At 39.1% G+C, this 21,630-nt stretch carries 19 protein-coding genes; 9 read left to right on the forward strand and 10 right to left on the reverse strand.

All coding sequences use genetic code 11. The annotated features are described in order from the left end of the window. Positions 1-24: 24 nt before the first annotated feature. The 6 genes from H6731_03270 to H6731_03295 form a co-directional block, all read right to left on the reverse strand. Complete coding sequence (locus tag H6731_03270) at positions 25-2,049, reverse strand: ATP-binding cassette domain-containing protein (protein ID USN51442.1); 2,025 nt, start codon at positions 2,047-2,049, stop codon at positions 25-27. Continuing rightward, the gene (locus H6731_03275; protein USN51443.1) at positions 2,046-4,046 is read right to left on the reverse strand and encodes an ATP-binding cassette domain-containing protein; all 2,001 of its coding nucleotides are present in this window, start codon (positions 4,044-4,046) and stop codon (positions 2,046-2,048) included. Before H6731_03275 ends, H6731_03270 begins: the two co-directional genes overlap by 4 nt. 3 nt (positions 4,047-4,049) lie before the next feature. Beyond that, the gene (locus H6731_03280; GenBank protein USN51444.1) at positions 4,050-4,847 is read right to left on the reverse strand and encodes a hypothetical protein; all 798 of its coding nucleotides are present in this window, start codon (positions 4,845-4,847) and stop codon (positions 4,050-4,052) included. Positions 4,848-5,130: 283 nt separating this feature from the next. Continuing rightward, positions 5,131-5,817 carry a hypothetical protein gene (locus H6731_03285; GenBank protein ID USN51445.1) on the reverse strand — a complete coding sequence of 229 codons (687 nt, stop codon included), beginning with the start codon at positions 5,815-5,817 and terminating at the stop codon, positions 5,131-5,133. A gap of 221 nt (positions 5,818-6,038) precedes the next feature. After that, the gene (gene rimO / locus H6731_03290; GenBank protein USN51446.1) at positions 6,039-7,406 is read right to left on the reverse strand and encodes a 30S ribosomal protein S12 methylthiotransferase RimO; all 1,368 of its coding nucleotides are present in this window, start codon (positions 7,404-7,406) and stop codon (positions 6,039-6,041) included. Between the two features lie 5 nt (positions 7,407-7,411). Next, positions 7,412-9,232: a S1 RNA-binding domain-containing protein gene (locus tag H6731_03295; protein USN51447.1), complete on the reverse strand. Its 1,821-nt coding sequence runs from the start codon at positions 9,230-9,232 to the stop codon at positions 7,412-7,414. Positions 9,233-9,558: 326 nt separating this feature from the next. On the opposite strand from H6731_03295, the gene queD reads away from it, so the two are divergent. From queD to H6731_03310, 3 genes are all read left to right on the forward strand, one after another. Beyond that, positions 9,559-9,927: a 6-carboxytetrahydropterin synthase QueD gene (queD, locus tag H6731_03300; GenBank protein ID USN51929.1), complete on the forward strand. Its 369-nt coding sequence runs from the start codon at positions 9,559-9,561 to the stop codon at positions 9,925-9,927. 65 nt (positions 9,928-9,992) lie between these two features. Further along, on the forward strand, positions 9,993-10,649 hold the full coding sequence (locus H6731_03305) for a C40 family peptidase (protein ID USN51448.1): 657 nt from the start codon (positions 9,993-9,995) through the stop codon (positions 10,647-10,649). Positions 10,650-10,663: 14 nt separating this feature from the next. Next, a complete protein-coding gene (locus tag H6731_03310; GenBank protein USN51449.1) occupies positions 10,664-11,401 on the forward strand; it encodes an RNA methyltransferase in 738 nt (245 codons plus the stop codon). A 5-nt stretch (positions 11,402-11,406) separates the two neighbouring features. Here H6731_03310 and H6731_03315 read toward each other — a convergent pair whose 3' ends face one another. Continuing rightward, positions 11,407-11,757, reverse strand: coding sequence for a helix-hairpin-helix domain-containing protein (locus H6731_03315; protein USN51450.1), 351 nt, complete (start codon positions 11,755-11,757; stop codon positions 11,407-11,409). An 18-nt stretch (positions 11,758-11,775) separates the two neighbouring features. Between H6731_03315 and hutH the strand changes: the two genes are divergently transcribed. Further along, the gene (gene hutH, locus H6731_03320) at positions 11,776-13,308 is read left to right on the forward strand and encodes a histidine ammonia-lyase (protein USN51451.1); all 1,533 of its coding nucleotides are present in this window, start codon (positions 11,776-11,778) and stop codon (positions 13,306-13,308) included. Positions 13,309-13,319: 11 nt separating this feature from the next. Here hutH and infA read toward each other — a convergent pair whose 3' ends face one another. Next, complete coding sequence (gene infA, locus H6731_03325) at positions 13,320-13,538, reverse strand: translation initiation factor IF-1 (GenBank protein USN51452.1); 219 nt, start codon at positions 13,536-13,538, stop codon at positions 13,320-13,322. A 601-nt stretch (positions 13,539-14,139) separates the two neighbouring features. Here infA and H6731_03330 point away from each other — a divergent pair. Beyond that, the gene (locus tag H6731_03330; protein ID USN51453.1) at positions 14,140-16,263 is read left to right on the forward strand and encodes an Rne/Rng family ribonuclease; all 2,124 of its coding nucleotides are present in this window, start codon (positions 14,140-14,142) and stop codon (positions 16,261-16,263) included. Positions 16,264-16,279: 16 nt separating this feature from the next. Then, the gene (locus tag H6731_03335) at positions 16,280-17,101 is read left to right on the forward strand and encodes a hypothetical protein (protein ID USN51454.1); all 822 of its coding nucleotides are present in this window, start codon (positions 16,280-16,282) and stop codon (positions 17,099-17,101) included. 245 nt (positions 17,102-17,346) lie between these two features. Here the strand turns inward: H6731_03335 and holA are convergent, their stop codons facing one another. Continuing rightward, complete coding sequence (holA, locus tag H6731_03340) at positions 17,347-18,342, reverse strand: DNA polymerase III subunit delta (protein USN51455.1); 996 nt, start codon at positions 18,340-18,342, stop codon at positions 17,347-17,349. A 42-nt stretch (positions 18,343-18,384) separates the two neighbouring features. Between holA and H6731_03345 the strand changes: the two genes are divergently transcribed. After that, positions 18,385-19,149 (forward strand): TatD family hydrolase, encoded by a 765-nt coding sequence (locus tag H6731_03345; protein ID USN51456.1) that lies wholly within the window; start codon positions 18,385-18,387, stop codon positions 19,147-19,149. Here the strand turns inward: H6731_03345 and H6731_03350 are convergent. Further along, positions 19,129-19,992 (reverse strand): hypothetical protein, encoded by an 864-nt coding sequence (locus H6731_03350; GenBank protein ID USN51457.1) that lies wholly within the window; start codon positions 19,990-19,992, stop codon positions 19,129-19,131. The two genes, H6731_03345 and H6731_03350, sit on opposite strands and share 21 nt — an antisense overlap. Positions 19,993-20,063: 71 nt before the next feature. Here H6731_03350 and H6731_03355 point away from each other — a divergent pair, with 71 nt between their 5' ends. Continuing rightward, complete coding sequence (locus H6731_03355) at positions 20,064-20,369, forward strand: hypothetical protein (GenBank protein ID USN51458.1); 306 nt, start codon at positions 20,064-20,066, stop codon at positions 20,367-20,369. A 101-nt stretch (positions 20,370-20,470) separates the two neighbouring features. After that, positions 20,471-21,598 (forward strand): iron-containing redox enzyme family protein, encoded by a 1,128-nt coding sequence (locus H6731_03360; protein USN51459.1) that lies wholly within the window; start codon positions 20,471-20,473, stop codon positions 21,596-21,598. Positions 21,599-21,630: the final 32 nt, after the last annotated feature.

Raw genomic sequence — 21,630 nt, forward strand, 5'->3', positions numbered from 1 at the left:
TTCTTTATTACGGAGTAATATCTTTTATGATTGGTTTTTGAGCAAAAAAGTTTCGCTATTAATTATGTTTGTATTTTTTATATCAAGCGCTTGGTGAGAAACCAACAAACGAGTAATGTTTATGGAGCTTAAAAAATCCTTCAAATTTTTTTGCTCTGTGGCATCGATCCCCTCAAATATCTCATCCATAAATAAAATTTTCGGCTCGTGAATAAGTGCCCGAGCAAGCAAAATAATTAAGATTTGTGCTTTAGAAAGATTGTTTCCATGGCCAAAAACATAACTTTGTAACCCCAGCGGTAAATCAAGAATATAATCAAAAATCTCATAAGAAAGAAGAAGCTCTTCAAGCTTCTTATGGCTTATTTTTCGCCCACAAATAATATTGTCATAAATAGTACCAGCAAAAAGTGAGCTCTCTTGAGAAACCACACCAAAATGCGCTCGAGTGGCATCGATGTCTAAACTTTTTATATCCTGCCCATCAAGCAATACTTCGCCATTCTTAGAAAAAATAAACCCCGACATTAATTTCAGCAAAGTCGATTTCCCTCGCCCTGAAGGACCAATAATCTGATAAAATTTCCCAGCCTCTACAACTACGTTGATATTTTTAAAAATACTAAAACTTGCATCATCATAATGAAATGAAACATTTAATAGCTCGATGCGCCCTGTTAAATTGATGGGCAAAACTTTCAGTCCAAATATTTTTTGGTTCAAGCTTGAAAGTTCTTTAGCAGTGTCTTTGCTTAAAGGCTCCCTAAGTAGCTTAAAAGAATAACGAGCCAAGGCATAGCCTACTAAAAGCGCATCTATCACTACGATGATCATTTCATTAAAACTAAGCTGGATTTGCCACCAAAAAATGAACCCTACCGACACAGTCAAAAGCAAAAGAGGAAACACAACTTTTAGATTTTCTTTAGAAAATTTTAAAGTCTTGAGCTTTAGCTTAAGTTTTCTTATGTTTTCCCAATTTTCACTTATCTTACCGAGCAATGCGTCTAGTCCCCCAAAACTGACAGACATGCCAAATGTGGCTTTAAATGCTTCAACGTACTGGCTTTGCAATTTTTCCACTAAGCGGAACTCTTTTTTTAATGCGCTGTATTTTTTTGCAATTATTTTTTTTATTCCAAATGAAAGTAAAATAAACACCGAATAAATTATCGCTGCACTTTGATTCCACCACAGCACTAAAAATAAATTTAAAAAAACCATTAAAAAACAAAAAATGTTTTTTTTCTGATCAATTAAATATTTTTTAATGTCATCGGATATTTTTTCTTTTAACTGAAAAAAATCAAATAAATCTTTTTTAAAAAAATCCTGTTGATCACCGCTAAAAAAGCGTTGATAGAGTAGTGAACGAGCAAGCAGCATAGAAGGAAGATAATTTTTATGCGATACAAAATTAATTAATTTTCCAAAAGCAAAAATACTAAGGATTAAAAATAAAGCACTGATTGTAAGGACTAAAATATTAACCATACCAGTGCTATTAAAAAATCTCGTCACAACATAAAAAAATGCAGAAAGCAGAGCCAGTGCACATAAAGAAATAATAAATAGCACCGTGTTTGAGAAATATTTTTTTATGAGTTTACTGATTAAAGAAACAGGGGAGCTAGCGTGGCTCTGAATGGGAAAGAAAGCCAAAATTTCTGAAAATTGTTTTTCTACTTCGCTCGATTTGATTAGATAATTTTTTGCGTTGTGCTCTATAACCACAAATTTATTTTTCTCATGGGGCAATAGGAGGCTCACACCATTGCTCAGTTTATTGCGAGCAATGAGTGGCATGTGCATATCACTCACTTTTTCTTGCGTATAAAGGTGCGTACCCAAACCTAACTGAAACGCATAAGCGTTAAGAGCATCCATAAGCGAAAGCTTGTGGGGAAGTCGAAGCACTGCTTTTGGCAGCAAAAAATAATCAGCCACTTGGTACAATATTTTTTCGATTTCGTGTCGTTTGTGATCATACCGAGCATCACTTGGATCGATGTGCCACAAAGAAAAATATTTTATCCTTGCCACTGTCATAAAACTTTTCCTATAAGTTGATGATAACGTTGATTGTTGGCCATCAAAAATAGGTGAGAGGCAGTCACAATATTTTTTTGATCAATAAAAATAATTTCATCTGCCATAGCCAACTGATTTTCTTTAAAGCTGGTAAAAATCACACTGCTTGTCAGATTATTAAGATTGGTCAAAATTTTATGGGCACAGTTATCATCAAGGCTTGAAAAAAAATCATCGAGCAAAATTAAATCCGGCTGATGAATAAGAGCACGAGCAAGCAATAATCGTTTTTTTTGACCACCACTTACGTTGACCCCACCTCTTTCAATAGGCGCTAACAGCCCCATCGATCGATTAAAGAAAAGCTCCTCCACGCATGCCAACTGCAAGGCCTGACTTACATCTCGTTCACCAAATCTATGTTCGTACACTCGCACATTTTCAAGCAAACTATCTTCAAAAAGCTGGGCGTCATCATCGATCAATGAATATTTTATTGTGTTCCGATCTTTGTTTGGTGAAAGCAAAGTTCCTAAGTTGAGATTTAATTTCTGCCCCAAAATTTTTAGCAGTGTGGATTTTCCACAGAGTGGTTCTCCCACCAAGGCGTAAACAGAATTTTTTTTGATTTTTAAATCAGCCTTATCAAAAAGAGGCTCTTCTTTTGGGTAGCCAAAGCTCGCATTATGAAGCCCTATCACACTATCTGAAGCATAGACGCATTCACTTCTTATTTGACTATTCATTTCATCTATGAGTGCATCCGTGTGTGATATTTCTGGGGCTATATTTTTTGTGAGAATCCGAATGGCGTAGCTTGTCATCAACAAAAAACAAAAGGATGTGAGCAAAGAGCTGTGCTCTAAACTACCATTTTGTAAAAAATAATGCGCTATTAAACTCTCACTTAACACTGCCAATAGTAACAGTGCAATGTGCACAATATTATTTGAATCATCTTTGGCATAACAATTTGATAATTTTCTGATATCGACAACGTCACGTTCAATTTGTTCTTTTAATAAGACATGTCTTTGCCCCATGGCATCCATATCTAAAAACTGCCCAAACAAAGCTCTAAGGTGAAGCGTGTCAATGAAATTTTTTTGTGTATGATCGCTGTTGCGCTCCGCCCAAAAAGAAAAAAATAAAAATCCTAGTAACACAAAGGCAAATGGCCAAAAGAGTAAAAGCTGCCCCATCATCAGAGTTAAGAGAATCGCCAAAAATACTGCCAATCTTTGTGGTGCAACAACTGAGTCCACCCTATTAAGTTTCATCAGTGCGGAAGTAAAACGCTCAAAAGGTCGTGTTTCAAAAAATGCAGGATTAAGCATATGAAAGCTATCAATAAATGAGCTTTGGAATTTTTTTTCATGACGATCGATTTTTTTCATCAAGACTTTTTGTAAGCCGTAAGAAGAAAAAAATACCGCAGCCAATAATGTGAAACTCAGGCCTATGGCGACAAATTTTTCTTGGGCTTCTAAGGAGAATCCTTGCAATAAAGAGCTAAAAAATAAAATCAGCAAAGTTTGAATCAAAAACGCAAAAATGAAAAAAATATTTATGTGCCCTGTTTCATAAAAGCGTTTTAGCTTTTGTTTTTTTCCTTCAATGACTATCTCAACGCCACTAAATCTTCTACGAAATTCCCGCTGAGATAAACAATAGCGCCCTTTGGCTGGATCATTAATGTGGTAGTTTTTATTTTTTATGCTTTCTAAAACCACAAAATGGCAGTCATCAACAAAAATAATGCTTGGTTTTTTATCATCTGCTATCTGAGCCGCGCTTTTCTTTTGAGCATGAGCATTAAGACCAAATTGTTGTGCACCCTTGATGATATCAAGAGCATCGCTGCCGTTTTTTGAAATCCCTAAGAGTTGGTTAAGCTGTTGTTGATTATTTTTATATCCATAGTAATCGAGAACTATTCCTAAGCACGTAGCCCCGCACTCAACAGGATTTATTTGGAGTCGAACGGGGGTTTTAATGGATCTTTTGAAAAACATCTCCTAGCTCTCCCACCATGATGTAAGCCAGGGCCAAAAAGTTTCGAGCAAGGTTTTTTGCTCGTATTCAACGCGAAAATAAGCAAGCAGACCAGAATCAAGCACGAAAGGAGGACCTCTTCCTTGCCATCGATAACCCGATGGCTGCAATTGATCTTTTTGTAAATTTATCACTACCAAAAATGGTTCTGCTTCGATTCGACTACGAATATATTTGGCAAGTTCTGGAATTTTTACCAAAGAATTTATGGCTGCTTTTGACACAGGAAGTTTGCCAACGCGCTTTACCTCACCCAATAAAATGCCATCCCTGTATTCATTGGTAATCGTTGGCATGATGCTTACCCTCATGCCAGAATGTATTTTTTTTCCCTCAAGGGATGATACAAAACCAATCACTTCGAGATCAGAGCGTTTATCACCGTGGGCACTTAAAAATGCTAAAGCATCACCAGGCTCAACCTTGGTACCAGGATAGGCTACCACCTCTGCAAGAATGGCTGCATCATTTGCTTTTAGGGCGTCCAGCCTAAAAGGAGGCAAATGTGAGCGCAAACTCACCAGCTTATCCCCTGTTTTAAAAGCATCACCCTCTTCCAAAAACCACTTCTCAACCGTGGCACTTTGGGTACTGCTCAGCTGCCCCATTCCTCCCTTAAAAAGAATTATTCCTAAGCCATCGGTCGTAAGAGAAATTCTATACAGTGAAATAAATATAAAAAATGCTACAAAAAAACCTAACAAAGACCACATAAGCATCGAGACAGAAATATACTGACGCGCATTGCTTGTTTTCCTCACTCAACTCACCTACAATTTTCCAAAGCGTTTTCTTGCCGAATGCTTAAGACAGCTATTGAGCAACAACATAGTTCCTGCTGGAATCTTTTTTTTCTTGATAATACTTCTGACCATCAATAGCACTAAAACCCACACCCACAGGTCTTTAAAAAAACTTTCCACGCTGGAATACATGCTCTTTGCTCCGTCTGCAAACAACATTTATCAATATCATTTCCAGCTGAAATTTATTTTTAGCGAAATAAAATTTCAAACAAAACCGCGTTTTAAATATATAATTATTTCAATTAACAAATGAAGGCGATAGCTGTTGAGCGATTTGTTCTTCAGCTGCTTTTATGGCTGCATCTATCATTTTCTGGCGTTCTTTTTCTTTTAGATTTTTTTGAAATTCAGGAATTTTATTGAGCAGATAGATAACCAAATAACTTACAGCTTTACTCGTATATTTCCCAACCAAGCGCCCCACTATGGGCCCAAAAATACTTCCACCAAATTCGCTAAAAAATGTAGTTCCAATAGCAAGACCTACACTCACCCCAACATAAGTACCAAAAGTTTCTATGCCCATACCAAGAGTTTTTCCGGCTCCTGAAGTTATTTTTTCTAATTTTTCTTCGGGAATGTTGGTAAATGCCGTAATAGCTAAAGCGGCAGCAGGTTTAGCTAAACGAGCAAATTTTCCCTCCTTCTTTTGGCTAATTGACTGAGCAAAATCGAGCGTTTGCTTAGCAGTAGTCTCATCGAGTTTTTTTACATTATTATTAATTGAAATACCGTTGTTTACTTGATCAATCTCTATTTCAAATTCTGGTTCATCTTTTTGATTTGATTCAGCTACGGGAATCTTTGCTATATCTCCGCATGACAACGAAGATAAAAATAAAAATGGCACAAATAAAATTTTAATAAGGGCATAGAATTTTTTACTTTTTTTTTCGTGATAAAATTTATTCTTCAAAAAAGTCACTACATTTCCTTGAAAAACTTTGGAACGCAGAATTATTTAACAAGCTTGATAGTTATTGTTTTTCAAATAATTTATACCATTAAAAACAATAATAACTCAAACTTTAAAAAATAATTGAACAATAAAAATATCAACAAAATTGAGCGCGCCCGCAAATTGTGCAGGGCGCTAAAAACTGAACATAGTTTTTAAAAATTTTCTTGAACAGCTTATATAAAAACTTACTCAATCACTTCGCCGGCCAGATCATAATCGTGAGTACCAGTTATTAAAACTTTAACCACTTGCCCAAGCTCAAGAGGCGTAAGGGATGAAATATAAACTTGACCATCGATTTCTGGCGCCTGCGACCACATGCGCCCCTTCACCAAATACTCATGTTCATCACAACGACCTTCGACCACTACTTCTTGCTCAGTACCAAGCAGTTTTTGCAAAAGCTCAGATGAGACTTCTCTTTGAATTGACATGAGTTTATGAAAGCGTTCTTCTTTAATCTCTTCTGGAACTTGCTGAGAAAAATCAAAAGCTTGCGTGTTTTCTTCATTGGAGTATTTAAAAACTCCAAGACGCTCAAACTTATTTTCTTTAATAAATTCACAAAGCTGTAGAAAATCCTCTTCGCTTTCACCAGGAAATCCCACCATGACCGTCGTACGCAACACGAGACCAGGAATATTATCGCGCAAACTTTTCATAATGTTTGTTAAGCGCTCTTTGCTTCCACCGCGTCTCATTAAACGCAAAACATGAGCAGAGCCATGCTGAACAGGCATATCGATGTAAGGCAAAATATTTTTGTTCTCAAAAGCTTTAAAATATTCGTTGCTGAAGGTACGAGGGTAGGCATACATTTGGCGTACCCAACGAATCCCCGGCACCTGCGCCAATTCGTTAAGCAAAGCAGCAAGAGTTGGGCGTCCTGGAATATCAAAACCATAAGCAGTCAAATCCTGCCCAATAAGATTAAGTTCCATAACTCCCGATTGCGCCAAGGAGTGTGCTTCTCTTACCAAATCGTCGATGCTACGGCTGCGTTGTTTTCCTCTCAACTTAGGAATAATGCAAAAGGCACATTTGTTGTCGCAACCTTCAGAAATTCGCAAATAAGCAGAAAAAGATGGAGAGGTATTTATCCGTGGCAGATCAAATTTTTCAATGTAGGATAAATCACTAGAAACCATATTTTTGCTCAGCGATTTATTTCCCAGCTTTATCAACGGTGATTTATTTTGGCCTTTAGTATCCAAAGCATCAGCTACGTTAGCATAGTCCGAGGTACCAAAAAAATGATCGACCTCAGGAATATCCTTTTCTAACTCTTTGGCATAACGCTGAGCCAAACATCCTGTCACAATCAGCTTCTTTTTTCCACCAGACTCTTCTTTGAGTTTGGCCAACTGTAAAATACCGTCAATGGATTCTTCCTTTGCTTCATTAATAAATGCACATGTATTGATCACTAACGTGTCTGCATCGTCAGCATTGGAAACTAATTCATGCCCTAAAGCTCGGGCAACACCGAGCATATGCTCGGCATCAACACGATTTTTAGGACAGCCAAGCGACGTTAAATGTACCTTTGCCATGGTCCTTATTTTTTACCTTTATTGAGATCTATTTTTTTGAATGCATCGCCCAACGTAGTACGGGCGTTACCATTACTTTGCTCATTTAAATATGATTCATATGCTTGCTTGGTTTCAGATTCCACCGCTGCTTTTTGACTCAAGCTCACTCGTTGCCGAGCAACGTCGAGATTAGTCACCACAACTTCAATGGTATCACCCACACGAGCATTGAGTTTGCTTTGTTCATCATTGCTATCAGCCAACTCACGCCAAGGACAAAATCCTACCAAATCATTATCAAGCTGACATTCAAGGCCAGCCCGCGAAACCTTAATCACTTTTACTTTATGAACGCTTCCACGCTTAAAGGTTGTTTTCCACTGTCCCCAAGGATCTCCGCTGAGACGTTTTATAGAGCACGAAATACGTTGACGGTTGGCATCGTAACCAAGCACAGCAACCTCAATTTCCTGACCGATGGAGTATATTTTCTCCAAGGGTTCATCGCTTCGACACCAAGAAATTTCACTGCGAGGAACCAACCCCTGGCTTTCTTCATCTAGTTCTACAAAAATACCAAAATCGCGAATGCTTGCAACCTTAGTTTTGATCACACTGCCGACAGGAAACTGTGACGACAACCGTTCAACTGGGCTAAGCTCAAGAGCTTTGGTTGACAGTGAAATACGTCTTGCTGTTTTATCAACATGGAGTACCGCTGCTTTGACTACATCGCCGATCTTAAAACGTTGTGATGGATGCTTAATACGATTCCATGAAATTTCACCAAGGTGAATAAGGCCTTCAACTCCATCCTGAAGCTTAACAAAGGCTCCAAATTCAGCAAAGGCGATAACTGTTCCTTCAACTTCCGTTCCTGGCTTATAGAGTTTTTCGATGTGCTGCCACGGATCGACATTGAGCTCTTTGAGGCTCAATTTTACCCGCTTTGCCTCTTCATCAATCTCAATAATTTGTGCCGAAATCTCTTTACCAACGGGCACTATTCTGGACAATCGGGGCTTTTTATCCCAGGAAATATCACTGATGTGCAAGAAACCATCTACGGGGCCCAGATTCACAAAAGCTCCATAGGGCATGTGCGCAGTAACAGTGCCTGTCACCTTATCACCAACTTTGTGACTAACAAAAAATGACTCCACTTCTTTTTTGCGATTTTGAGCCAACAATTCCCGCCGAGAAACAACAATATTACCCCTTGATAGATCAAGCTCACTAATTTGTACTGAAATAAGATGATCTTCTGTTTCTAGAAGGCCTCCGTTTCTTTTTAGGGAAGTGCGACCAAGAGGCAAAAATGCTCTAAGCCCTAAGCCTTCTTCTGCCTCTTCTCGGCTATTAGCAAAAAGAGCTACTGAATAGCCTCCCTTGATGGCTCCTATAACATAGCCATTAACGCTCTCGCGCTTTTCCTGAGCTTCTCGAGCCTTAACCAATAAGTCCAGTTCTACTGCTCTTACTTGACTGCCCGAAATGGGATACTCCCCAACCGGAATATTATCATCCAAATAAATTCTTATATTTTGCCCTTCGCTCAAATCAGATTTTTTTATAAGCTCAGTATCAGGGACAAAAACCTTTATTTCACCACCATCAGGGCTAGGAAGGCCCACTAACACTCCGTCCTCTTTAAGTGAAACAACTTTTCCCTCATGGACACTGTTCCAAAAAGGATGTGGTTCCACCGCCTTGAGCTCTTCTTCACCATAAACGACGCTCGGACGTGGGCCTTTTTTGCTTCCCTTACGTCGGTTTTTTTTCACAGGCACACTGCCTGATTGATTATTTTCGCTTGCCACTTCTTTATTCAATTCGGTACTCATCAGGTATATCCTACCTTCTTCATTAATTGCCTAATTGCCCACACAAAGCATTAAGCCTTTATCACAGATTTAATCACATGTCCCTAATCATGTACATGCGAGCGCAGACTAAACCACCTCAAACAAAAACGCTAGATGGCATCTTATATAAGCATGCGGTCAGCCTTATTGCCAACTTGCCTACAAAGAGCCATGTTAAAAGGCAATAACTTCTGAAAGCATAAAAACTAAACTCGTTATTTTTTTTATTTATTCTTTTTTTCATTTAGCTAAATGCTTAACGAAAAAACTATTGTCAAAGATAAAGAAGGATACACATTGTGGCTATAACTGCTGAAATAGAAAAACAATTTCGTTTTGAGGCTGCTCATTTTCTGCCTGAAGTACCAAAAGATCATCAGTGTCATAATATTCATGGCCACAGCTACCGACTCACGATTCGAGTAGTGGGGACCGTAGACGAAAATCTTGGCTGGGTAATGGACTTGGCAGAACTAAATAAGGCTTTCGCTCCCTTAGCAAAACTCCTTGATCACTCATTGCTGAACAATATTGAGGGATTACAAAATCCCACAAGCGAAATGGTAGCGCTCTGGATTTTTCGCAAACTAGAACCAACTCTCCCCTTAATTTCATCGGTCACTTTGGAAGCTACTAACCGTGTTGCGGTAACAATTAAAAAAGAAAATATTTAAAACATAAACTTTAAAACCAGCAATACTATATACTATAAATCGCAAAAAAATGAGAAGCACTAAAAATGAGTTACTACAATAGAAAATTTTTAGGCTACATTTTGGCATGTTTGCTTTCAACAACTTTCATGCTGAGCTCATGCAAGACAGTCAACAGCCTGGCTGTGGCGCACTCTTTTGCGCTCAAAATAAAAAAACTTAGCAGCGAAGATCGTTCCTTAATCACAAAAATCGCTCAGCGCTCGATTGGAAAACACTCCATTACAACGCCTAAGCGATCTTTCAGAGCTGATTGCTCTGGAACCATAAGAGGAATTTTCTTTAAAGCTCAGATCCCCTTGGGCGGAATACTCAAAACAAAATCTGACAACGATGTTAAAGCCATTTACCGTTTTGTGCGCAAGTACGGAGAAATTATCAAAAATAATCCTCAACCTGGCGATTTAGTTTTTTTTCACAATACCTACGATCGAAGCAGAAATGGACATATGAATGATGCGCTTACTCATATTGGAATTGTAGAAAAAGTTGAAGGAACTCTCGTTCATTTTATTCACCATCTAGGCCGTTCAATCATACGATCGCGCCTTGACCTTTCAAAACCAAAAATGACTATTGATCCTACGACTCAAGAAAGAATAAATCATATATTACGTAGAGCCCAGGGTACTTATCCTCCATTTACGGCTGCTCAACTTTTTGCCGGATTTGGCAGACTCTAAACAGGAATCGCTTAATGTCGGAAAAGACTATCAAAAGTAAAACAAACCCAATCATAAAAAAATGGGTACGACTCAGAAGCAAACGAGAAGAACGACTAAAAGAAAATGCCGCAATCGTTATAGGCAGCCATGTCATTCGTGAATTGATAAGTGTCCTCTCCCCCAGACTGATCATAATAAGAGAAAATGCCCCTATTCCAAAAGATGCTCCTTGGACCAGAGCCAGTGATGAAATCATCCAAAAGATATGTGCACTTCCTATGCTGCCAGATTGGATTGCCGAATTTCCTCTTCCACAAAACTCTTCTTTCGATAAATGCCAACGCCTTCTTATTCTTGACCAGGTGAAAGACCCTGGAAACCTTGGAACAATTTTAAGAACGTCGCTTGCATTTGGCTGGCATCATATTTTTTTATTAAACCAAAGCGCCGATCCTTTTGCCCCTAAAGCCCTACAAGCCTCAAAAGGCGCGTGTTTCCGCCTTAATATCAAGATTGGCACTATAGATGATCTCAAAAAGATAATTGCGCAAAATTCCCTCAATGTTTACATCGCTGATCTTAAGGGAGCACCTCCGAAAACTTCTAACACTATAAAGCCTCTAGCTCTTGTACTAGGCTCTGAAGTAAAAGGTATCAGCGAACAAATGTATCAACTTGGCCATAAAGTTTCGCTCCCTATGACCCAAGAGAGTGAATCACTCAACGTAGCTATTGCGGGGGCCATCTTAATGTATCTGTGGCGAGCTTAAAAAATTTATGGTTCAAAGAAAGGATCAAGTTTTGCCAAAGTCTTGACTCCTATCCCTTTTATTTTCATTAATTCTTTTATTTTGACTTTCTTTTTACTTTTGATCATTTTGACAATGAGCCTTGCTTTTCTAACGGAAACTCCATTTATCAGAGCGAAATCGCTTACTGATGCCTGATGAAGTTTAATTTTTTTTTCACATACATGCGAATAACTTGTTAACCAAAAGTCTTTAGACTCATGCAAACATAGATCCTTGGCCATGTGCTTTGGCAGCAAAAGCTTGGGAAAAAATATATTAGCGGTACTGAGCACGGCAAAAACAACAAATATCAAACAATCAAATAATCGCATCATAACCTCATAGGTGTTGACATGTTTACCCTAGGATCTCAGAGATTAAATCAGCAAAACATCAAAAGCATCGTCTACAATGACGAGCTGGTTACTATTGATAGTGAAAATCACAGGCGCCTTGCCGCTTTGTACGAAAAAGTAAAAACTGCAGCCATAAGCGAAAAAGCCTACTACGGCATCAACACTGGTTTTGGTGCACTTGCTGAACAAAAAATCTCGCAAGAAGATCAAAATTTGCTGCAAAAAAATATAATTCTATCTCACGCCGTAGGAGTTGGCGAAGCGCTTGATTTTGCCACCGCAAAGGCCATGACCCTCCTTAGACTCAATACGTTGATCCAGGGGTTTAGTGGAGCGAGCCCCCAACTCATCCACAATTTAATGACGCTTATCAACGCGAATATTGCACCATTGGTACCTCACAAAGGGAGTGTAGGGGCAAGTGGAGATCTTGCACCACTTGCCCACCTCGGGCTACTGTTGCTGGGCTTAGGAAACTGCTACGACCGGCGCATTATGAGCAAGAGTGAAAGTGCTCTAAAAAGGTGCGGACTCAACCCTCTTGAGCTTGGCATCAGAGATGGGCTCGCGCTCATAAATGGCACCCAAGCCATGGCAGCAAGCGCTATAATCTCGCTCATAGAGTGCGATAAATTGGCTTTGTTATCTGATATAACTGGTGCATGCACACTTGAAGCTCTTAGTGGTCATAAAACACCTTTTGATAAACGCATTCATGAGCTTAAGCCGCATTACGGGCAACAAATAACTGCATCTAACATGAGAACGGCTTTAGAAGGAAGCTTTGTTCAAAAACACATTAAAAACCCACTCACACAAGATCCCTATTCTCTGCGCTGCATTCCCCAGGTTCACGGAGCGAGCAAAGATGTAATAAGACATGTCCAAGAAATTGTTGAACGCGAACTTAATGCGGTTACTGACAATCCACTGATATTCCATGATGAAACAAAGGATGAGCTTTCAATTCTAAGTGGCGGAAATTTTCATGGACAGTCTCTAGCTCTTGCTCTTGATTACTTGGCCTTGGCAATGGCTGAGCTTGCAAATATATCTGAACGACGTATCGAACTCTTGCTTAACGACAAACATTCCAATGGATTGCCCGCTTTTTTGACCCCTAAGAGCGGACTCAACAGCGGCTACATGATGTTGCATGTTACAGCAACTTCCTTAGTAAATGAAAATAAGATTCTCTGTCACCCCGCCAGTGTTGACAGCATTCCAACCTCAGCTAACCGCGAAGATCACGTCTCAATGGGTATGACAAGTGCTAATAAACTCAGAAAGGTTATAAAAAACACTTTAACGGTATTGGCCATTGAGCTTACGGCCTCTCATCAAGCACTAGGACTCCGTCCACCTTGCACATTTGGTCAAGGCGTTCAACGTCTGCACGATGAGTTGAGTAAAATTGTGCCGCTGAGAACGTGCGATACTCTCTATATAGACGACCTATCTATTATTTTAGAGTTTACACAATCATCTCAATTTTCAATTTTAATAAACTATATTTTCAACAAAAAATAGCAAAATAAAAGCTATTTTGTTCTAAATATAACCCTACCCTTACCGAGATCATAGGGAGATAAAGCAACCCTTACTTTATCATTAAGCACTATCCTAATAAAATGCTTCCTCATCTTCCCGGAAGTATAAGCTAAAACGACATGACCATTTTCAAGCTTCACTCTAAAATGCCCATTGGGTAAAACCTCCACCACCGTACCGTCAACTTCAATATTATCTGTGTTTGCCATTAATCCTCCGTAAATCTCTTCTTTCTGACCAAGGCTTCATACAGCTGCAATAAAAATAACTCAAGCGGCCCAGGAAGCTCTGCCGGATAAATTGGCCAAGTATCTGTGTTTATTTTAACAAATAAGCTTCTGGTCTAATCCAAGCTCCGACTTGCCTAACCTCATAGGGCATGCTACAAGGTTCCGGTGAAAATTTAACCCTCGAGTAAAGCGCTCGTAGAAGACCCGTCTATTTATTTAGATAAGCTTCGAATGGTTCGGTCAAAGCGCTTGTTGCGATCCGGTAGGCAGACTTTTTAGCCCACCCACAGAGGATCTTTAAGAAATTGATAAACATAAAGTTGCGAGGAGCGGCTCGGTTAGCGTGAGAAAATTGTATAAAGTGCGGATTTTATTCGCCGTGTGAGTTTAAGAGTGATGAGTGTTACCATTATTTGCTCAATATTCCGGACAGAATTTGGTACAACCTGGACCTATTTATGGAGCAACTCGTTACTCAATAAGCTCGAAAGCCAAAAAAAGAGTGTAATCTTAGCTTTATCTAGTGCTCAGCTCTTAGCCTAATGGTTCGCGCAACCTATAAAGAAAGGGCCATATAGCCATGTCCAAAGAAATTATTATAAATGCCAGTATGGCAGAAGAAGTTAGAATCGCTATTTTAGAAAAAGGACGCTTGATTGATCTCGATATTGAAACATCTGTAAAGGCAAAACACAAGGGCAATATTTATAAGGGAATTATTTCCAATATAGAAGATGGGCTGGATGCCGCCTTTGTAGAAATTGGGGAAGAACGCCAAGCTTTCTTGCCTTTATCGGAGATCAGACCGAGTATCTATCCCGACAGTTTAAAGAATAAAAAGAAAGTAAAGATTTCCGATGTACTAAGCCGCGGTCAAGAGGTTGTTGTCCAAGTAACCAAGGATGAAATTGGCACTAAGGGTGCTGCTGTATCAACATATTTGTCGCTGCCTGGACGATTCGTGGTATTGATGCACTCCGACGAAAGTGGCGGTGGGATTTCTAGGAAAATTGATTCTGAGTCGGCGCGTAGTGCTGCACGTGAGATGCTGTCGCGTTTAAATGTTCCCGAACACATGGCAGTTATTATTAGAACCGCAGGAATGAGCGGTACTAAGAGCGATCTTTTTCGAGATTTTCGCCTGCTTTGTGAAACTTGGCAACAGATTGATAAGGGCGCCCAGCTAGGACGTGCTCCTACACTCCTCTACCGTGAACCCGATATTGTTATTAGAACGATAAGGGATTATTTTTCTCCCGATGTTAGCCGAATTATTATTGATGACGAGGAAGAATACGAAGAAGCTCTTAATTATTTTCGCGAGTATATGCCCGATTTGGTGCAACTTTTAGACCGTCATCGAAAACGTGAACCTATTTTTCATCACTACGGAATTGAAAAAGCTATTTCTGAGCTTTTTGATCGAGAAGTGAGGCTTCCTTCCGGCGGCTACGTAACCATCGAACAAACTGAGGCTTTGGTCTCTATCGATGTGAACTCAGGAAGTTCAACCAAGGAAGAGGATCATGAAGCCACCGTTTATAAAACCAACCTTGAAGCTGCTGATGAAATTGCTCGTCAACTTCGTTTAAGAGATATGGGCGGTATCGTTGTTATCGATTTTATTGATATGGTTTCTCGTTGGCATCGTCGCGATGTTGAGCGCCGCCTAAGAGACCTGATGCATAATGATAAAGCACGCGTAAAACTTGGTCGCATTAGCGAAAATGGAATTTTGGAACTTACTCGCCAACGTTTGCGTCAGTCTCATAGCATGATCAGCAGAGTTATCTGCTCTAGTTGCGGTGGAACCGGGAGGGTACGCGATGCTCAAGGTCTCTCTTTGGCAGCTCTTCGCCGTATAGCAGGTTATCTTGCTAAAAAACGTGTACAACTTTCCAAGTTAACGGTAAAAGCCCCCGTAGAAGTTGCCAATCTGCTTAACAATAAAAAGAGAAAAGATCTGCTCGCTCTTTCTGAAAGTTATGAACTAGAAATTGAAATTCTAGGAGACATTAAACTGAGCGAATCACAAATTGAATTTTCCGAAGAGCGGCGTGGCTATGCTGGCCTGCGGGCAAAAACCCCAAGTCGAGAGTACTGGGATAATCAAGAGCAATCATCCCACAATCGACGTTCTAAGAATAGTTTTGGATCGGGTGAAAGTCACAATAAAAACAGACACGATTTTCCTCCCCCATCGATAGGTCCAGTACCGACTTTGATCGAAATCGATGAATGCGAAAAAGCGCTCGATGTAGATCTGCAACAGCAAGCAATAAGCAAAGAAGAAAGCGTAAATCATTTCGATGATCCCTTGACAGAGGCCTTATTTGGAATGGCTCCATCTGAAAATTTAGAGGACTTACTCAAACGTATTGCTCCCGAAAGCACCATAGGTGATGATGTTCATGAAGAGCGCCCTGAAATTGTTTTTAATGGAGATCAGGCAATTGATATAGATATGCTTGATGAAGAGTATAAAAGCCCTCTAGCCTCTGAAGATACTACTTCGGCTCAAGAAAAATCTGCTCAATCGGAGCGCCGCCGCTCCTCTTCTCGAAGAAGAAATTATCGTTCTCGTAAACTCCAAGCTCATCGTAATAACGATAAATATCTTGCGAGTCATAAGGCGTCTTCTTCGGAGCAAGGGCCAAAATCTGACCCAAATAGTAAAGATAAAAATGAAGGTTTGAACAAATAAGGAAAAGGAAGTTGACATGATGGTCATAGTTTTTGTAGTTGTGGTGGCCTTGGCCCTTATGGCGATCGTATCGCTATGGCAAGCTGCCAATAAAGATAAAAAGCTCCTAAGGCAAGCTCAAGAAAAGACTTTGCTTCTTGAAGAAAAAATAGGTGACTCACGCAAGGAATTGAAAAAAAGCAAAGAAGAGTTGGAAAGAGCCAAAACTGCCCTTGTTGAAGCTCGTGAACTTACTAAAAAGAAGTTGCGTAGACAAAAAGAACATGATCATCACTCAAATAATGATAAAGAGGCTGTTATGACCGAAAAAATAATGAATGAAGATAATGATAAAGCGCTCAGCGCATTGGAATCGCAGATAGAACAGCTTAAGAAAGAACAAGAGCAAAGCGAAGAATTGATTCGTGCACAGTGTGAACAGGAACTCAATAAGAAATTAGAAGCTGCCCACAGCGAATCAGATGAGCTCAAGAAAAAAGTGAATGAACTCCAAGAAGAAGTTAAAAAACAAAAACGCCTCTTGCGTCCGGAAGGAAACAAAATTGATTTGAAAACCTTGCCAGATGAAGCTGCGGGAGAGTTTGCTCGTCTCTACAGAAAAACAGAACAACTTGAGCGCCTGCATGGAGCTGCTCGCGCAAAACTGCTTCTTGCTCAGGAAAAATTTACCGATTTGCAAAAGCGATATTTTTCTGTTTGTCGTGAACTTGCTGTCTCGGCTGGTAATGACGAAAACATTGATCTCAAAGAAGCCCGCGACGTTGCAGAAAAAATTGTAGTCAAACACGAACAGGAAAATGGTGATCAAGCACCAAATCCTGCAGAAAATCAAAACTAGTCAAGCCTGTTGCTTGGTTTTCATAACCCCAGTCTGCCTGGGGTTTTTTCATATCGAATTTTTTCAGAGTTGATGGAATAACAATGGAGATTAATTGAAGAAAATAACTACAATACTGAATTAATTGTTCATTTAAGGAATGGTCAACATTACTGCAAAATCCCCGCCTGTGCGAGGATGGAAAAAATAATATTTGCCAAAAATGATTTCAAAGGTCAGCCTGGAATGTGCAGCATAAAAATAATTTAAAGATTGGTATTTTGATAAACCGCTTTTTCGATAATACACATTGGATCTGAAGTTTTTTGTGACTTAAGAAATATATCGCACTGCAATAATCTCGTCAGACGGTTGATATGAAAGTTGATCGTGCGCTGTTTAGAAACTTTGAGCATCCAATTAAAACGATCTCCAAAAACTGATACTTCCTTTCGAATATCCCACTCAGGCAGTCCCCTTTCGAGGCAATCACGAATATGAACCAGCACTCTAAACTGCCAGACCAAAACACCTAAAAATTTAAGAGCATTCTCTTGCCGATGACGGAGTTTGGTTAATTCTTTAAGGGAATCATCGAGATTTCCCTCCGATATCATACGCGCCAGCCGAAAAACATCGAGCATGCCATCACCGATCACATTCTGTGCGATTTCTTCGAGCGTTGGTTGTTTGTTCTCATACATCAACGAAAGTTTATCTAAGGCTGACTTGATAGCCAATATGTCTCCTTCTAGACTTAACTGCAAAAATACGGCTGATTCATGATCGATAGTCACTCCCAAATGTTCAGCCTCTTTTTGAATAAATTTCACCATCTCTTTTTCATTTAACGGCTCAAATAAAAACAAATATTTTTTTTCCAAAAGAAAACTAAACAATTTATTACGCTTATCTTGCTTATTAAAAACTAAAATAAATACAGAGAATTCTGAAGGATTAGTTATATAATCAATTAAATTTTTTGCATCGTTAGCGTTAATTTTTTCTGCATCATGAAGCTCAACAAATTTTTTGTCGCCCAAAAAAGGAATGGTTTTTAGTGTACCAACAACCATATCTGGTTTATCTTCTTGTGCTCGATAGCGATAATAATTGAGTCCATCTTGATCACTTTTTTGACTAAAAGCACGGATGGATGCCAAAGCTTCATCGATAAGGGCCCTTTCGCTTCCGGCAAAAGCTATTATTTTGGGAAGACTAGATTTTTTGATATATTGTTTTATTTGTTCCATGGCAATCATAGTTCTAGAACACCTCATTTAAGCAAAAAGGCAAGTGGGATAATGATCATCGATAGTCACTGTCATATTCATGATGAAAAATTTAATAGCGATCGTGATGAAGTAATAAAACGGGCGCAGGACGAAAATATCACTCATCTCATCACCATTGGATGCGATATTTTTACCACCGAAAAAGCTCATGCGGTGGCCGAACGCTATGAAAACATATATTTTTCTGCAGGTTTTCACCCCCATGAAGCGCAATTTCTGGATGATGAAAATTATCAAAAACTAAGAGAACTTGCCCAAGCTAAGAAATGTGTTGCCATTGGAGAGTGCGGACTCGATTATTACTACAATCATTCAAAACCCAAAGAGCAAGAAGCTGCTTTGGTAAAACAAATTGAGCTTGCCCATGAACTCGGTTTGCCGCTCATAATTCACTTGAGGGATGCTTTCGTTCCATTTATGGACATTATGGAGGCTCATTTAAAAGAAGGACAAAAAGTTTTGATCCATTGCTTCAGCGGAAGCCTAGAAGAAGCACACATCCACATTGAATCAGGCTTTTATATTTCTCTATCTGGTATTATTACCTTTAAAAAACCCGGAGATTTACCGCAGGTCGCCAAAGAAATTCCCTTGGAAAAATTACTTATCGAAACGGACTGCCCTTATCTCGCTCCACTTCCCTATCGGGGAAAAAGAAATGAGCCCCATTATATTCACCGTACTTTAGACGCAGTCGCGCAAGCCCGAGGAGAAACTCTAGAAATTATTGAAAATCAAATCTATCAAAACACTCTAGATTTTTTTAATATCTAACAACTCACACCCCAACATAAAAAAATATTCTTTTAGGTGGGGCAGCCTCAGTTCATCCATCGAGTAACATTTGCTCGATGGAAATAATTTTCTTGCATCGGCTATATAAAACCTTAGGTGAGATGCGGGATATTTAAGTGAAAATTTTTCCATCCACTTCATCCATTCAGACAACTGACTAAGCTCTTCTTTCATCGGATCAATAACCAAGTAACCAGCATTATGATCTCGTATCACGATTGCAACATGAAAACCCCAAAACCGCCCATCTACATACAGATCGCCAAGAGCAAAAACCTTAAAAATATCCTGCTGCTCTATCCCAGCCTTTCTCAACAAGTAATGAACATGAAGGGCCCGTGCAAAACAAAAACCTATCTGCATCGTGGGATCAATTTCATACTGACGTTGCATTATTTTTTGAGAAAATTCCTTGGCAGATTGCAATGACTCTTGCGCAATCGAGCGATGATCTAAAAAATTTTGATAATTATTTTTTTGAAACAATTCTAGACGTGGGAACTCTGAATTATTGTTTTGCTTAATGCACCCTGCGAAAAAATTATTTTTTTCTCTAAACAACTCTTTATTACTTTCATCATGCTCCTGCGTATTCCACTTTTTTTCAATAGTATCTATTTCCGATTTATAAGTTGCAAACAAATCGTGACGACTTTCATCAGTAATCTCTGGTTGCATAATATATTCTTCGTTTAAAAATTCTGTGATCACTGTCCACATTTTTGTAAATTGATCTTCACAGAAATCTTGTGCTCTCAAAAAATTAGCTAGAAATAAAAACAAAAAAAATAATGTTTGACGATGAAAATTAGCAATGTTCATGAGAGCTCCGCTTTTTTACTAAACTATGGCCGAGTCAAAAATGTTTCATTGCTGTTTGAAATGGAGAAAATATGAAAAAAACAATTTCATTAGCAGCACTTGCCGTATCTGCGTCGAATTCTTTTGCGCTTTTAGCTCCTTTGCCAGCTAACTACGACTACAAAAACTACTGCCTTTCTGTTTATCATAGAAATGACAACAGTGCTCTTGCTGGAAACTGCGATGAAACAGCAAACAACCAAACATTAAATCGAACTCTTCAGGAAAATGGCTGTGCCGATGGACAAATCTCTATCACTACCTTCAAACGACCTGATCAAGAAAGATTCCCTATAGAAATTGGTTCATGCCTTCCCCCTAATGCGGTTCAGCTTTAACTTATTAAACGAAATATCCTTGCGGTCACAAGTGCTTTAACAATGACGCGTGACTGCATGTTCTTAATGAAAAATTTTCACAATAAAGCAAGAGGTTCATTATGAGTAATTTTAACTACTGGCCTTACGATGAAGTATCGCTCGAATCCTCTGCCAATCTCGATGATATTGTAGTGAAAACTCCGTGGCTTACAGCCACTACCAATAAAGCTCGATTCAGTCAGAGTCTTGTTCCATTTCTTAGCAGTAAACTGCATGGCAAAAGTTTGAGTCCTCAAGATATACCGGCAGTAAATGAATTCTTTAAACATTTCCATCAACTACCTTTTGCATATATTTTGCCCACACCAAAACTAAGTCACTCACTCGATGCTCATCACATAAAAGATCAATGTCTATTGCACGAAAATATCAAAGAAATTCTAAGCCAGGCGCTCAAGACACCTCTTGCTGATGAACAGCCACTATCATGCATTGAAGTTGAGTCAGTGCTGCACATAATAGATCGAAACGATTGGCAATGGGATCATGAAGGTGCAATAGCCTTTGCCACTATCAACAACTCAGTTCATCCGGAAAGTTTGTTTAGCATTGCTCGTAGATTTCATCTGCTCGAGTTAATAGAAAACGATAGTGGAAAAAAAGATTTTCAAAGCATAAAAAAATTTGCGGGTGAGCAATTTTTAAATGCCATTGCTCGCGTTGTGAGGCAAAATCATTACGTAACCTTGCACTGTCAAAAAGCTTTGCTGCCAGCTCTTTTACTTGCTCAATCCGCATCAGCACATGTGCAAGAGTTTATCGATGAAGAAAGAGACCACGATAAAATTTTATCCAAAGCCCTGCGTCATCTCGGATTCGAACCCAATGAAATTCCAGTCATGAGCGAAACAAAAGCGCTTATGTTGGTATTACATTATTGTGCTCATCGAAATTTTTTGGCTTTTACTATGGCTATCGATGCTTTTGAAAGAAGCAATTATCAAGAAGTAGATCCCATGGCGAAGCTGTTAGAAGAAAAAGGTTTTAATGATTCTGCTCGATTTATAAACCTTCATATGAAGATCAATGACGAGGGTGGTCATGAAAATGTCGCACTAAATTTTCTTCAACATATGGATCTTTGTTCTCCACATTATGCGCAAGAAGCTTTGCGGCTCATGGAACTTATTTCTCTATTAATGTGTTCTATTACCAAGAGTACTTATCGCTCTTTACTGGTCACATAAAAATAATTTTCATTATTTGTTTGTTAAAGAGA

It is taken from the genome of Myxococcales bacterium (assembly GCA_023898405.1).
Lineage (GTDB): Bacteria > Myxococcota > UBA727 > UBA727 > JABDBI01.